Origin of the sequence: Caloramator sp. (assembly GCF_020054765.1) — a bacterium.
Taxonomy (GTDB): domain Bacteria; phylum Bacillota; class Clostridia; order Clostridiales; family Caloramatoraceae; genus Thermobrachium; species Thermobrachium proteoclasticum.
In genome coordinates this window covers 1-15,007 of record NZ_JAIHAO010000018.1, presented here as the reverse complement: position 1 = coordinate 15,007, position 15,007 = coordinate 1, and the positions used below count along the sequence as shown (strand labels likewise).

The following is a 15,007-nucleotide window of genomic DNA, read 5'->3' as shown; positions in this document are numbered from 1 at the left end:
AGGTGTATATTATGTTTGGAGGATTTACAGAAAGAAGTCAAAGAGTTATAAATTTGGCGGCAGAAGAGGCCCAAAGACTCGGACATAATTTTATTGGAACAGAGCATATTCTTCTTGGAATTATAAGAGAAGGTGGTTATGCTTCAAAGGTTTTATCTGAATACGGAATAGATGCAAATAAATTAAGACAGGAAATAATTAATGTAGAGGGAGCAGGTGAAGTTGATTTTTTCTTAAAACAGCTTGAACTTACTCCTAGAACTAAAAGATTAATTGAAGTTGCAAAGGGAGAGGCAAGCTCATTAAACCACAACTTTATTGCACCAGAGCATCTTCTCCTTGCAATAATAAGAGAAGGAGAAGGAGTTGCATTTACATTACTTGAAAAGATGGGAGTTAACTTTAATAAGGTAAGAAATGATTTAATTCAAAATATGTCACAGAACAATGAGGTGCAAACAAAAACAAGACAGGATAAAAAGGTAAAGGCCAACACTCCAAACCTTGATCAGTTTGGTCGTGATTTAACTGAACTTGCAAAGTCAGGTAAACTTGATCCTGTAATAGGAAGAGAAGAAGAAACTGAAAGGGTAATAGAAATATTATGTAGAAGAACGAAGAACAATCCTTGCCTTATAGGAGAACCTGGTGTTGGTAAGACAGCTATAGCAGAAGGATTGGCACAAAAGATAGTAGAAGGTAATGTGCCAGAAATACTAAAGAATAAAAGGGTTGTAACTCTTGATTTGTCAGGTATGATTGCAGGTTCAAAATATAGGGGTGAATTTGAAGAAAGATTAAAGAGGGTAATGGATGATATAAAGAAGGCAGGAAATGTAATACTGTTTGTTGATGAGGTTCATACAATTGTAGGTGCAGGTGCAGCAGAGGGTGCTATGGATGCATCAAATATTTTAAAACCTGCCCTTGCAAGGGGAGAATTACAGATTATTGGTGCAACTACAATTGATGAATATAGAAAATATATTGAAAAGGATTCAGCTTTAGAGAGAAGATTCCAACCTGTTATGGTAGGAGAACCTTCCGTAGAGGAGTCAATACTAATATTAAAGGGATTAAGGGATAAATATGAAGCACATCATAAGGTAAAGATAACTGATGAAGCAATAGAAGCAGCAGTTACCCTTTCGCATAGATATATAACAGATAGATATCTACCAGATAAGGCAATAGACCTTATGGATGAAGCAGCTTCAAAGGTAAGGTTAAAGACATTAACAGCACCACCGGATATCAAGAAATTAGAAGAAGAAATAGAAAAGGTTAAAAAGGATAAGGATGAAGCTGTAAATATGCAGGAATATGAAAAGGCAGCAAAATTAAGAGATAGAGAGCAGGAGCTTATCAATGAACTTAATAGATTAAAGGATAATTGGCAAAATAAGAAGGACAATGAGATTCTATCGGTTACAGCAGAGGATATTGCAAATGTTGTATCAAGATGGACTAATATACCAGTAAATAAATTAACTGAAACAGAATCAGAAAAACTTCTAAAACTTGAAGAGATACTTCATAATAGGGTTGTAGGACAAGAAGAAGCTGTAAAATCAGTAGCTCGTGCAGTAAGGCGTGCAAGAGTAGGACTTAAGGATCCAAAACGTCCAATAGGTTCCTTCATCTTCTTAGGTCCAACTGGGGTAGGTAAGACAGAACTTACAAAGGCACTTGCAGAGGCAATGTTTGGTGATGAAAATGCAATGATTAGAATTGATATGTCAGAATATATGGAAAAGCACGCTGTATCAAGACTTATAGGTTCACCTCCTGGATATGTAGGTTACGAGGAGGGAGGACAACTAACAGAAAAGGTTAGAAGACAGCCATATTCAGTTGTATTGTTTGATGAAATAGAAAAGGCACATCCAGATGTATTTAATATATTATTACAAATACTTGAGGATGGAAGATTGACCGATGGTAAAGGAAAAACTGTAGATTTTAAAAATACAATAGTTATAATGACATCAAATGTTGGGGCAAGTACGATAAAGAAACAGCAGAACCTTGGTTTTGCGGCAAATACAGAAAAGGATAAGGAAAATTCCTATGAAAAGATGAAGGAAAATGTAATGGAGGATTTAAAGAGAACATTTAGACCTGAGTTTTTAAATAGAATTGATGATATAATAGTATTCCATCCACTTGAAGAAAAGGATATAGAAAAGATAGTTGAATTGATGCTGAATAGTGTAATTAAGAGGTTAAAGGATTTAGACATAGAAGTAGAGTATACAGAAGAGGCAAAGAAACATCTTGCAAAGGCTGGATTTGACCCAGTATATGGAGCAAGACCTCTAAGACGTGCAATTACTAAGGCTGTTGAGGATAAGCTATCAGAAGAAATGTTAAAGGGTAATATCAAGAAGGGCGATAAAGTAAAAATGGATGTAAAGGATGGAGAGATTGTATTCGATAAATAAGGGGAGTAAAAATTCCCCTTATTTTTTTATAGTTTATATTTATTTTTTTTATAACTTAGTGTAAAATATTAAAATGGATAAAAAAATTTTTGAAATTGTGGAAGTGATATTATGCCAAAGATTAAAACCAAGTTTATTTGTCAAGAATGTGGATATGAATCTCCAAAATGGATGGGTAAATGTCCCGAGTGTGGCGTCTGGAATAGCTTAGTTGAAGAAATAGAACAAAATAATGATAAAGCATATATAGCTACAACCAATATAATAATGCCTCTTACTGTAGATGAGATAGAGATTACGGAGGAAGAAAGGTTAAGAACAGGATTAGATGAACTTGATAGAGTTTTAGGAGGAGGAATAGTTAGAGGTTCTCTAATTTTAGTAGGTGGAGATCCAGGTATTGGAAAATCAACCCTTCTTCTTCAGGTATCTAAAAATTTGTCATTAAATGGTTATAAAGTTTTTTATATATCAGGAGAGGAATCAGAAAAACAGATTAAAATTAGAGCACAGAGGTTGAAGGTTAAAGGCAGTAATCTCTACATTGTATCTGAAACAAATCTTGATATTTTAGAGAAGCATATACAAAATTTAAAACCAGATATAATAATAGTTGATTCAATACAAACAATGTTTAAAATGGAACTGCAATCTGCACCAGGAAGCGTAAGTCAAGTTAGAGAGTCTACGCTTACGTTTATGAGAATTGCAAAAGGCCTTTCTATACCAATATTTATAGTTGGACACGTTACTAAAGAAGGGGCAATTGCAGGACCAAGAGTGTTAGAACATATGGTTGATACTGTCTTATATTTTGAAGGGGAGAGACATCATACCTACAGGGTTATAAGAGCTGTAAAGAATAGATTTGGATCAACAAATGAAATTGGAATATTTGAGATGAAGGGTGATGGATTGAAGGAGGTGCTTAATCCATCAGAGGTTATGCTCTCTGGAAGGCCTGAAGATGTTCCGGGTTCTGCTGTTGTATGTAGCTTAGAGGGAACAAGGCCTGTACTTGTTGAAATACAAGCACTAACTTCTGCAACAGCCTTTGGTATGCCAAGAAGAATGGCAACAGGAATAGATTATAATAGAGTAGTTCTTTTAATGGCAGTTTTAGAAAAAAGAGTAGGTATGCAGCTTCAAACCTTTGATGCCTACATTAATGTTGTTGGAGGTTTAAAGTTAGATGAACCAGCCTGTGATTTAGGTATAGTTTGTGCAATTGCTTCAAGTTTTAGGAATATTCCTATTGATTCTAAGACGGTTGTAATTGGCGAATTAGGGCTTACAGGTGAGGTTAGAGGAGTAAATTTCATTGAAAAGAGAATATTAGAGGCACAGAAGCTTGGATTTGAAAGGTGCATAATTCCCTATGAAAATTTAAAGGCTATAGAGGATAAACTTGACATAAATGTAATTGGAGTTAAAAATATATATGAAGTATTAGAAGAGGTTTTAGGGGGATAGTTAATATGAGATATAGAGAAACTGAACTTTTGAATGTTTTAAAGCTAATGGCTCCAGGAACACCCCTAAGGGATGGACTTGAAAATGTCTTAAAGGCAAAAACAGGTGGACTTATTGTCATTGGTGATCAAGAAGAGATTATGAAGATAGTAGATGGTGGCTTTTATATAAACAGTGAATATTCACCTTCGTATTTATATGAGCTTGCAAAGATGGATGGTGCAATTATAATCAGTAGCGATTTAAAAAGAATTCTCTATGCGAATACTCAGCTAATACCTGATCCAACTATTCCAACAACAGAAACAGGAACAAGACATAGAACTGCAGATAGGGTTGCAAAGCAGACTGGAAATTTAGTTATTGCCATTTCTCAAAGAAGAAATGTAATTACAGTATATAAGGGAAATTTTAAATATGTATTGAAGGATATAAGTATAATCCTTACAAAGGCTAATCAAGCAATACAGACTCTTGAAAGATATAAACAGGTTTTAGATGAGGCTATGTCAAATCTGTCTGCACTTGAATTTGAAGATTTAGTTACAGCCTACGATGTAACTGTTGCGGTTCAAAGAAATGAAATGGTAATGAGAATTGTGTACGAGATTGAAAAGTATATATATGAACTTGGTAATGAAGGAAGGCTTGTTTCAATGCAGCTTGATGATTTGGCTGATGGAGTAGAAGAAGAGGGTATGCTTCTTATAAAGGATTATGCAGAACGCGATGTTTCGGATGTTCAAAAGGCAATAAGAAGTATTCCGTCTGATGATTTAATAGACATAAATGTTGTAAGTAAAGTTTTAGGATATGCACCAGATGCTATGTTTGAAACAATGATATCACCAAGGGGATATAGGCTATTAAATAAAATACCAAAGCTTCCTCAGGTTGTTGTTGAAAATATGGTTAAGTCCTTTGGACAGTTTAAAAATATTTTAAATGCTACAATTGAGGAACTTGATGCAGTAGAAGGTATTGGAGAGGCAAGAGCAAGAGCAATAAAGGAAGGATTAAGAAAGATACAGGAACAGGTAATTTTAAACAGAAGAATATAGGGCTAAATATAGCCCTATTTTTTATAGCATTGAAAATTTTCCGAGGGTGGTTATGTTTTTATATTCCTTTAGTAATACATCAAATAAGTTGATGTTTAATGCATCACAGAGTGCAGCAAGATAATATAGTTCTGTTCCAATTTCATCCTCAAGAACTTCGCGGCAGTTATCGCAAAGTTTACCCTTAATCTGATAGGATAGAAGTTTTGAAGCTTCCTCTAAAGAGCAGTCGTTAGGCAGCTTTTGCTTTTCTACGTCTATCTTAATACAACCACAATTTGTTGCAGACTTTGCAATAGCTCTGTTAATACGAGATTGTGATTCATTAAGTTTGGTCATTATGTCTAAAATACTTTTGTGCCTTATTAATGATTCAGATACGGCATTTTGAAAGTCATCGATTATTATGTCCTTCATATGCTTACACCCCTTTTCTTAATAATTAAACAGGAGGTACAAAGCTTACAATATGTTGGGGTAAACTTTGCTTTAATAATATTATAAATATTCTTACTTTAATGTGTCAAATGTAATGCTTTAATGTATACAATATTTAACATATTAAAAAAGATATTAATATAATGAATTAAGAGGTTTATTTTAAATAAAAGAGGGGTTGCTATGTTTAATATAGGTGATAAAATATATCATCCTAAATTTGGGTCAGGAACTATAGTTAATATAGAAGAAAGGGAGATATTAAAGGAGATAAAAAGATATTATATGATAAAATTTGTAATAGAAGGTATAGAGATTATGCTACCTGTAGATGATAATAGTCATAAAAAGATAAGAAAAGTTATAGATAAAGAAGAACTTGAAACTATATTAAAAAAAATAAATGATTCTCCTAATAGTCTTCCTTCTAAATGGATAGATAGGTTAAAATTATATGAATCAATACTATCTAAAGGCGACCCTTATGAGATGGCAGACATTATAAGAGACATCAATTTTTTATCACAAAAAAAACAGTTATCTAAAAGTGAAGAGAAGGTATTAGAGAATTTTATTTTACTTTTATCCAGTGAAATTTCTATTGTGCTAAATGTATCAATTGACGAAGGGAAGCAAAAAATAATAAATAACTTATTGTCTTAAAATTAATAAAAATATAATAATATTATCTTTAACATTCATTGCTTTTTTTATAATTGTTGTATAGTAGATATTAAAATATGGAAAATATATGTAATAGGAGGTGTATAAATGCTAAATAAGATATTTAGATGGCTCTTAACAATATCGGGGCTAATATTAGGATATGTATTGACGGATATTGTTGTTAAAATTGATTACATCAAGCATTTATTCAATATCAATCCGACATCACTTATAGGAATCATAATTTATATTTTTGGAATTCTATTTGTAGGACTTATATTTTATATCATATCACCCTTTATTATATCTATGGTATGGAAACTGGTTGAACTATTAGAGGCAGGACTACAGAAGGTTCCAACAAATGAAATAATAATTGGGGTAGTTGGACTTATTATAGGGCTTTTAATTGCCAACCTGCTTATTGGTTCGGTTGCCAGTTTTTTACAGACTAACTCCATTTTATCAGCAATAGGGAGTTTAATATCTTTAATAGTTAACATTGTTTTTGGTACACTAGGTGTAAATGTAGCTATTAAGAAAAAGGATGAACTTTCAAATGTATTTACATTTATGAAAAAATTTACTAAGGATAAAAAACAGAAGATAGATATAAGACCAAGCCAGCCTAAAATACTTGATACCAGTGTAATTATTGATGGAAGAATATTAGATATTCTAAAGACTGGGTTTATTGAAGGTACTATAGTCATTCCTCAGTTTGTTCTTGAAGAGTTAAGGCATATCGCTGATTCATCCGATAATTTAAAAAGGGCAAGAGGTAGAAGAGGACTTGATATATTAAATGAAATTCAAAAGGAACTTCCTGTAAATGTAGAAATATGTGATAAGGATTTCCCAAATGTAGCGGAGGTTGATAGTAAACTTTTAAAACTTGCAGAAAGTTTAGGTGGTAAGGTTATAACAAATGATTTTAATCTAAATAAAGTTGCAGAGTTTCAGGGTGTACCAGTGTTAAACATAAATGAGCTTGCTAATGCAGTAAAGCCGGTTGTTATACCTGGGGAAGAGATGAATATCCATATCATAAAGGATGGAAAAGAGTCTGGACAGGGTGTTGCATATCTTGATGATGGAACAATGATTGTTGTAGAAGGTGGAAAAAAGTATGTTGGAGAAATAGTTGATGTTGTTGTAACAAGTGTTCTTCAAACAGCAGCAGGAAGAATGATATTTGCAAAACTTAAAAATGCACAGGATAAAGCGGTATAGGAGGAATTATGGTTACAGCACTTATTGTTGCGGCAGGAAAAGGCAAGAGGATGGGATTAGGATATAACAAGCAGTATCTCTTAATAGATGGCAAAGAGGTAATATCAAGAACAATAGACGTATTTGAAGAGGCTGAATTTATAGATAATATAGTTGTGGTAGTTTCAAAGGATGAAATAGAATATTTTAAAGAAAATATTGTTAAAAGATATGGATATAAAAAGATTGAAGCAATAGTATGTGGAGGAGAAGAAAGACAGCATTCTGTATATAATGGTTTAGTTGAATGTAGAAAAAGTGATATAGTGGTTATACACGATGGTGCAAGGCCCTTTGTAAAAAAGGAACATATATTAGAAACTATAAATAGGGCAAGAATATTTGGAGCATCTGCTCTTGCTGTTAAGGCAAAGGATACAGTAAAACTTGTAGAGGGTGATTTTTTTCAACAGACTTTAGATAGAAATAGTATATATTTCATTCAAACTCCACAAACCTTTCAGTATCAATTGATTTTAGAGGCTCACGAATATGCCAGGGAAAAGGGAATTATTGCAACTGATGATACAAGTTTGTTAGAACAGTTAGGAAAAAAGGTAGCTGTTGTGGAAGGTTCCTATGATAATATAAAAATAACAACAAAGGAAGATATATATTTAGCAGAGCTAATATTAAAAAAATGAAGTTTTTCAAAAAAGAAGTTGCAATTTTTGTATGACTTTAATATAATATACTATGTGAAGTAAATAGATTATCGGAAACAACGGCGTTTCCTTATATACACAAATGTGTATTTAAGGGGCGCCGTATCTTTTTTTGAAGATTAGGAGGGGGTTTATATGGCAAATGGAAAAATTGATTTGAAACAAGTTTTTGGTGAAAATGTATTTAATGACGAAGTGATGAGGGAGAGATTACCTAAAAATGTTTACAAAGCATTAAGAAGGACAATGGATGAAGGTGTTCCTCTTGACCCATCAGTTGCGGATGTTGTTGCTAACGCTATGAAGGATTGGGCAATAGAAAAGGGAGCAACACATTATACCCACTGGTTTCAACCTATGACAGGAATTACAGCAGAAAAGCACGAATCCTTTTTAAATACTATAAGTGAAGGAAGAGCAATAACTGAGTTTTCAGGTAAATCTTTAATAAAGGGAGAACCAGATGCTTCATCCTTCCCGTCGGGTGGAATTAGAGCAACCTTTGAGGCAAGAGGTTATACTGTTTGGGATGCCACATCCTATGCATTTTTGAAGGAGGACGAGGGTGGATTAACTCTTTGTATTCCTACTGCATTTTGTGCTTATACAGGAGAGGCATTAGATAAAAAGACACCACTTCTACGTTCAATGGAGGCAGTTTCAAAACAGGCACTAAGAATATTAAGATTATTTGGAAATACAACAGCAAAGAGAGTATTTTCAACAGTTGGAGCAGAACAGGAATACTTTTTAATAGATAAGGACCTTTACCTAAAAAGAAAGGATTTAGTTTTTACAGGAAGAACGTTATTTGGGGCAAAGCCTCCAAAGGGACAAGAACTTGAAGACCATTACTTTGGAAGCTTAAAGGATAGAGTTGCAAACTTTATGAAGGATTTAGACTATGAACTTTGGAAGATGGGTATACCAGTTAAAACAAAGCATAACGAAGTAGCACCAGCACAACACGAAATTGCACCTATTTTTGAAAATGCAAATATTGCAACAGACCATAACCAAGTTATTATGGATACTCTAAAAAGAGTTGCAAATAGACATAACTTAGCGTGCCTTCTACACGAAAAACCCTTTGCAGGAGTAAATGGTTCTGGAAAGCATAACAACTGGTCGCTTTCTACAAATGAAGGCCAGAATCTTTTTGAACCAGGAAAAACTCCACACGAAAATGCACAATTTTTGATATTTTTAAGTGCAGTTATAAAGGCTGTGGATGAGTATGCTGAGCTTTTAAGGGCATCTGCTGCAAATACAGGAAATGATCATAGACTTGGTGCAAATGAAGCTCCACCAGCTATCATTTCAATGTTTTTAGGAGACCAATTAACAGGAATATTAGAGAATATTGAAAAGGGAAATGGAACAGAAAAGAGAGAAAGAGAGTATTTAAGAATAGGAGTTAGTACTCTTCCACCACTACCAAAGGATGCAACAGATAGAAATAGAACATCACCTTTTGCATTTACAGGAAATAAGTTTGAATTTAGAATGGTTCCATCATCATCCTCTATCGCAAACCCAAATGTTGTTTTAAATACAGCAGTTGCAGAAGTTTTAAGTGAAATTGCAGATAGACTTGAAGGGGCAAAGGATTTTGATTCAGAGGTTAATGAAGTAGTTAAAGAAATAGTAAAGAATCATAAAAGGATAATATTTAATGGTGATGGATATTCAGAGGATTGGATAATAGAGGCTGAAAGAAGAGGACTTAAAAATATTAAGAATACTGTTGATGCAATTACAGCTTGGATTTCAGAAAAATCAATAAATCTATTTACAAAGCACGGAGTATTTACAGAAGTTGAGCTAAGAGCAAGATATGAAATAAAGCTTGAGGAATATATAAAGCATATTAATATAGAAGCACGAACTATGATAGATATGGTTAAAAAGCAAATTATCCCTGTAGTTTTAGGTGAAGTTACAAATATTGCAAATTCCATTAATGCAGTAAAGATGGCTATACCAGATTTAGATGTAACAACTCAAGCTGAGTTGTTAAAAGAGTTACAGTCTAATTTGAATTTGTTAAAAAAGGAAACATCAGAGCTTGAAGCTGAGCTTGAAGAAGCACATAGCTTTAATGGGGATATATTCGAGAAGGCTTGTATATTTAGAGATAGAGTGGCAGAAAAGATGAAGAATGTAAGAGTCTATGGAGATAAATTAGAGACACTAATTGATGAAAATAAATGGCCATTTCCAAGCTATGAGAAGCTGTTATTCTATGTGTGATTTTAAATTAGGGTTTTATTTGTAAACATTCTACGTAAAATGCCCACAATGGATTGTAGAAGGTATTTTTATATTCCATTGTGGGTTTTTGTATTAAATGAGCTTATCAATTAAAGTTTATTAGTGTATATTTATTATATGTTAAAAGGTTTTAAAGTATATAAATACTGCTTGGATTTCATTTAGCTGTGTGGTAAAATTTGTATATGTCAGGAGGTGTAGTATGAGAATAGGACACGGTTATGATGTACATAGGCTTGTTGAAGGTAGAGAACTTATAGTAGGAGGGGTAAAAATACCTTACGAAAAGGGACTTTTAGGACATTCTGATGCAGACGTTCTTTTACACGCTATAATGGATGCAATCTTAGGTGCTGCTGCATTAGGGGATATAGGTAAGCATTTTCCAGATACAGATGAAAGGTTTAAGGGTGCAGATAGTTTAAAGCTGTTTGAATATGTGATTAAGATAATTAACGAGAAGGGATATAGAGTAAACAACATTGATGCAACAATCATAGCCCAAAGACCAAAGATGGCACCCTATATTGAAAGAATGCGAAAAAATATAGCAGAGGTTTGTAAAGTAAGTGTTGATGATGTTAATGTAAAGGCTACAACAGAGGAGGGGCTTGGTTTTACAGGTGAGGGCTTGGGAATTGCAGCCCACGCTGTTTGTACTTTAATAAGGGGGGAATAGAATGATAGAGGTAATTGGGTTAACAAAAAAATTTAAAGAAATAACAGCAGTTGATAATGTTAGTTTTAAAGTTGATAAGGGTGAGATTGTTGGACTTTTAGGAGAAAATGGGGCAGGAAAAACAACAACTTTAAGAATGATATCGACAATGTTAAAGCCAACATCAGGTACAGCAAAGATTTGTGGCTTAGATTTGGTAAATGAACCCGATAAGGTTAGAAAAAAGATAGGAATATTATTCGGTGGAGAGGTAGGATTATACGATAGGCTGACAGCAAGAGAAAATATAAAGTATTTTGCAGACTTGAGCGGTCTTTCAAGTGATGAAGCAAATAAAAACATTGAGTTTTTAGCAGAGATGCTTGATATGAAGGAATATATAGATAGACGTGTTGGTAAATTTTCAAGGGGTATGAAACAGAAGGTTGCAATAGCAAGGTCAATTGTACATAATCCTGATGTTATGCTCTTTGATGAGCCTACAATAGGACTTGATGTTTCATCAAGTACAATAGTTCAGGATTTTATATTAGATTGTAAGAAAAAAGGAAGAGCTATTATATTTTCAAGTCACAGTATGAGGGAAGTTGAAAGGCTGTGTGATAGAGTGGTAATTATACATAAGGGAAGAATTGTGTATGACGGAAAAATCGAAGATTTAAGAAGAGAATATAATGGAGAAGATTTAGAAAAAGTATTTTTAAGATTGGTGGGGGATAAAAATGAATAGTTTATGGGCAATTGTTTTTAAGAAGGAATTAAAGGATTTATTTAGGGACAGAAAAACAGTTATAATGACAGTCCTTTTACCTTTAGTGCTTTTTCCATTACTATTTGGACTAATAGGTAAAGGGGTTAAAAGTACAACTGAAAAGGTAGCAAAGGAAGTAAAAATAGCCTACGTTGGAGGAGAGTCTTCCTTTAAAGATTTTTTAAGCAGTGTGCCTAATATAAAGATAGTTGAAACTAAGAATTATCAAGATGAAGTAAAAAAGGGAAGTGTATATTTGGCTGTTATTGTTGAGGAAGATTTTGATGAAAAACTATCACAGGAAAAAATGTCGGATATAAAAATTATATATGATTCAGAGAGTACAAATTCTCAAACAGCATTAGATGTTGTTAAGGATGTTATTAACACATATAAGGATGAGGTTGTGAAAAGAAGACTTGAAAAGAGGGGAATAGATGTATCTATATTAAGCCCTGTTGATGTTAAAAATGAGCCTGTAAGTAGAGAAAAGGCAGGTGGAGGAGCTCTTATGTTAACAATGCTTCTGCCACTTTACTTGATTATATATGCAATTACAGGACCTATGGCTGCTGCAGTTGATTTAGGTGCAGGAGAAAAGGAGAGAGGAACTCTTGAACCACTTCTTACAACACAGGCAAGTAGAATGCAGCTATTGTTTGGAAAGTTATTTGCTATAACTGTTATGGGTATAATAGGGACAATATCTTCCTTAACTGGACTCTATATAGCCTTTAAATATTCTATGGATTTTATGGGGGATGTTGGATTGAATATCTCAATTGGTTCTCTCATATTAATAGGATTTACAGCCATAATACTAAATATGATTTTTGCAGCAGTCGAACTTGCTGTGAGTATATATGCAAGATCCTTTAAAGAAGCCCAAACCTATTTATCGCCTATTACAATAATTGGTATGATTGTTGCCTATGGAACCTATATGATGGATGTAAAGAGTGCATCTACAATGATGTTCAATATTCCTCTTGCAAATATTTCGCTTATTATAAAGGAATTTATTATTGGAGTTTATAATCCTATGCACATAGCCATAACATTTGTGTGGGCAATAGTTTATATAATAGCAGCTATACTATTTGCAAGGTATATGTTTAGTAGAGAAGAAGTAGTATTTAGAACTTAATTTAATGGTTTTAAAGTATGATGTAAAGAAGGTAAGTTTATGACAATTTTGCTATAATGGAAACTTTGGTTATTGGTATTATTATACTCATTTATGGGGCGATAGCTAAAAAGAAGTGGTTAATGGCAATCGCAATAATACCACTTGCTATTTCTATATTTCAATTATTATATTTACTTTTGATTTAAGCAATTAATGTTTTGTATAAAAGATTAGTGCCAAGAAGGTTTGGTTGTTCTTGGCACTTAATAATTTTATCAATAATAAATTAAATCATCCAATAAATCCTTCATACTTGAGGTAACGTATGAAATCTTGTCCTCAAGTATTTTTTTGCTCTCTAAATAGATATCCTCAACCTCAACAAGTTTAATTTTTGAATCTATGTTATTAAGCTTCCTATAGGCTTGGGTGAAAAGGTTGTTAAGTAGATAACTCTTCATAGAGGGATTAGAATTGCAAAGGTATAGGCATTTTATAAATCCAAGACTTTGAGAAAAATAAGAAAGTGATGTTAGATAATCATTGTAGATTTCACGATATATAGGCATAGATTCTTTTGATACTTTAATTCCCTTTAAGTGGTATGAAAGGTTAATAAGAGTTTTTTCAAGGGAGTTCATCTTGAAAATTGGACCTACAAGAGAACGTTCCTTATATTTTGTTTCCAAGGGGAAAACCTCCTAAAATTTATTTTATACTATAAAATATGCAGAAAATACACTTAAGATGTTTTATATCCGTTTCAAATGTGATTTTGGTTTATGTGTTAATTTACAGCAATATTATGTTTGTGTAATGCGGACATAATGAAAAATATTTTTTTAATGCATTGTAAAATATTAGTTATTAAGAGTATTGATGATATATACAGAGTAAATCTTAATAATAATAGTATAATTACTAATATTAGATATAAATTAATGAATATAAGCAAAAATGAGCAAAAATTCATATAATCTTAATTGAATTTTTTTGTCGAGTATTGTATATTAAAATTAAGATAATTTAAAATTTTTATAGGAATGAGGGAAAAATATGCAAGTTACTTTTGAAATGATTAAAGAGGCTCAAAAAAGATTAGATGGTGTAGTAAGAAAGACAGAACTTGCTAAGTCCTATAGCTTAACTCAATTAACTGGAATGAATGTTTTTCTAAAGGCGGAGAATAGACAAAAGACAAATGCGTTTAAATTAAGAGGTGCCTATAACAAAATAGCAAGCCTAACAGAAGAAGAAAGAAAAAGGGGAGTTATTGCATCATCAGCAGGAAATCATGCACAGGGGGTTGCATATGCTGCCAAGGTTTTTGGTATAAATGCAACTATATGTATGCCAGAGACTGCCCCAAAGACTAAAGTGGAGTCAACTAAATCATATGGTGCTACAGTAGTTCAATATGGACTTGTATATGATGATTGTTATCAAAAGGCAGTTGAAATTCAAAGGGAGACAGGTGCTACATTTGTTCACCCATTCAATGATCCTTATGTAATTGCAGGACAGGGAACTATAGGCCTTGAGATACTAAATGAGTTTAGTGATGTGGATGCTATTGTTGTTCCGATAGGTGGAGGAGGTATTATATCAGGTATAGCAATTGCAATGAAGGAAATAAAGCCAAGTATAAAGGTGATAGGAGTTCAGGCTGAAGTTATAGCATCAACAAGAGCTTCACTGGATGCAGGAAAAATTGTAACATTGCCAGGTGTAAAATCACTTGCAGATGGTATATCAGTTAAGACTCCAGGGGATTTGACTTTTGATATAATAAAAAGATATGTTGATGATGTAGTTACTGTATCAGAGGATGAAATTGAGGATGCAATATATAGACTTCTTTCAAAGTCAAAGTTTGTAGTTGAAGGAGCTGGTGCTACAACAGCAGCAGCTGTTATAAACGGTAAGGTTAATATGCCGGGTAAAAATGTTGTTTGTGTTTTAACTGGTGGAAATATTGATCCAATGATGCTTGCGAATATTATTCAAAAGAAGAATGCGTAAAAGAGCTACAGCTATTGCTGTAGCTTTTTTAATAGGCTCTTTGTCAATTGTTGGGGCGGGTATTCGATTAGAATGCCTGTCCTTTCTTATTTGAGAGTGATTTTAGAAAGATAGGTTAGATTGGGGAGAGTTC

Annotated in this window: 13 protein-coding genes; 11 read left to right on the top strand and 2 right to left on the bottom strand. The window is 33.0% G+C overall.

Annotation, left to right across the window (positions count from 1 at the left end; genetic code table 11):
* Positions 1–8 precede the first annotated feature (8 nt).
* The 3 genes from JG776_RS07485 to disA all read left to right on the top strand — a co-directional run bounded on the left by JG776_RS07485 (position 9) and on the right by disA (position 4,978).
* Positions 9–2,444, top strand: coding sequence for an ATP-dependent Clp protease ATP-binding subunit (locus JG776_RS07485; protein ID WP_291966243.1), 2,436 nt, complete (start codon positions 9–11; stop codon positions 2,442–2,444).
* Between the two features lie 111 nt (positions 2,445–2,555).
* A complete protein-coding gene (gene radA, locus JG776_RS07480; RefSeq protein ID WP_291966207.1) occupies positions 2,556–3,917 on the top strand; it encodes a DNA repair protein RadA in 1,362 nt (453 codons plus the stop codon).
* Positions 3,918–3,922: 5 nt separating this feature from the next.
* Positions 3,923–4,978, top strand: coding sequence for a DNA integrity scanning diadenylate cyclase DisA (gene disA / locus JG776_RS07475; RefSeq protein ID WP_291966205.1), 1,056 nt, complete (start codon positions 3,923–3,925; stop codon positions 4,976–4,978).
* 21 nt (positions 4,979–4,999) lie between these two features.
* Here disA and JG776_RS07470 read toward each other — a convergent pair whose 3' ends face one another.
* Positions 5,000–5,395, bottom strand: a complete 396-nt coding sequence (locus tag JG776_RS07470) for a DUF1573 domain-containing protein (protein WP_291966203.1) — start codon at positions 5,393–5,395, stop codon at positions 5,000–5,002.
* Between the two features lie 204 nt (positions 5,396–5,599).
* On the opposite strand from JG776_RS07470, the gene JG776_RS07465 reads away from it, so the two are divergent.
* The 7 genes from JG776_RS07465 (at position 5,600) to JG776_RS07435 (ending at position 12,870) form a co-directional block, all read left to right on the top strand.
* Complete coding sequence (locus JG776_RS07465; protein WP_291966201.1) at positions 5,600–6,079, top strand: CarD family transcriptional regulator; 480 nt, start codon at positions 5,600–5,602, stop codon at positions 6,077–6,079.
* A 108-nt stretch (positions 6,080–6,187) separates the two neighbouring features.
* A complete protein-coding gene (locus JG776_RS07460) occupies positions 6,188–7,315 on the top strand; it encodes a PIN/TRAM domain-containing protein (RefSeq protein ID WP_291966199.1) in 1,128 nt (375 codons plus the stop codon).
* Between the two features lie 8 nt (positions 7,316–7,323).
* The gene (gene ispD, locus JG776_RS07455; RefSeq protein ID WP_291966197.1) at positions 7,324–7,998 is read left to right on the top strand and encodes a 2-C-methyl-D-erythritol 4-phosphate cytidylyltransferase; all 675 of its coding nucleotides are present in this window, start codon (positions 7,324–7,326) and stop codon (positions 7,996–7,998) included.
* A gap of 156 nt (positions 7,999–8,154) precedes the next feature.
* Positions 8,155–10,272, top strand: coding sequence for a glutamine synthetase III (locus JG776_RS07450; protein WP_291966196.1), 2,118 nt, complete (start codon positions 8,155–8,157; stop codon positions 10,270–10,272).
* Positions 10,273–10,495: 223 nt separating this feature from the next.
* Entirely contained in the window at positions 10,496–10,972 is a 477-nt protein-coding gene (gene ispF / locus JG776_RS07445) for a 2-C-methyl-D-erythritol 2,4-cyclodiphosphate synthase (RefSeq protein WP_291966194.1), read from the top strand.
* Between the two features lies 1 nt (position 10,973).
* Positions 10,974–11,702 carry an ATP-binding cassette domain-containing protein gene (locus JG776_RS07440; protein WP_291966192.1) on the top strand — a complete coding sequence of 243 codons (729 nt, stop codon included), beginning with the start codon at positions 10,974–10,976 and terminating at the stop codon, positions 11,700–11,702.
* Positions 11,695–12,870, top strand: a complete 1,176-nt coding sequence (locus JG776_RS07435; RefSeq protein ID WP_291966190.1) for an ABC transporter permease — start codon at positions 11,695–11,697, stop codon at positions 12,868–12,870. The genes JG776_RS07440 and JG776_RS07435 overlap by 8 nt, the downstream gene beginning before the upstream one ends.
* A gap of 257 nt (positions 12,871–13,127) precedes the next feature.
* Here JG776_RS07435 and JG776_RS07430 read toward each other — a convergent pair whose 3' ends face one another.
* Entirely contained in the window at positions 13,128–13,541 is a 414-nt protein-coding gene (locus JG776_RS07430; protein WP_291966188.1) for a hypothetical protein, read from the bottom strand.
* A gap of 367 nt (positions 13,542–13,908) precedes the next feature.
* Between JG776_RS07430 and ilvA the strand changes: the two genes are divergently transcribed.
* Positions 13,909–14,874 carry a threonine ammonia-lyase gene (ilvA, locus tag JG776_RS07425; protein WP_291966186.1) on the top strand — a complete coding sequence of 322 codons (966 nt, stop codon included), beginning with the start codon at positions 13,909–13,911 and terminating at the stop codon, positions 14,872–14,874.
* Positions 14,875–15,007: the final 133 nt, after the last annotated feature.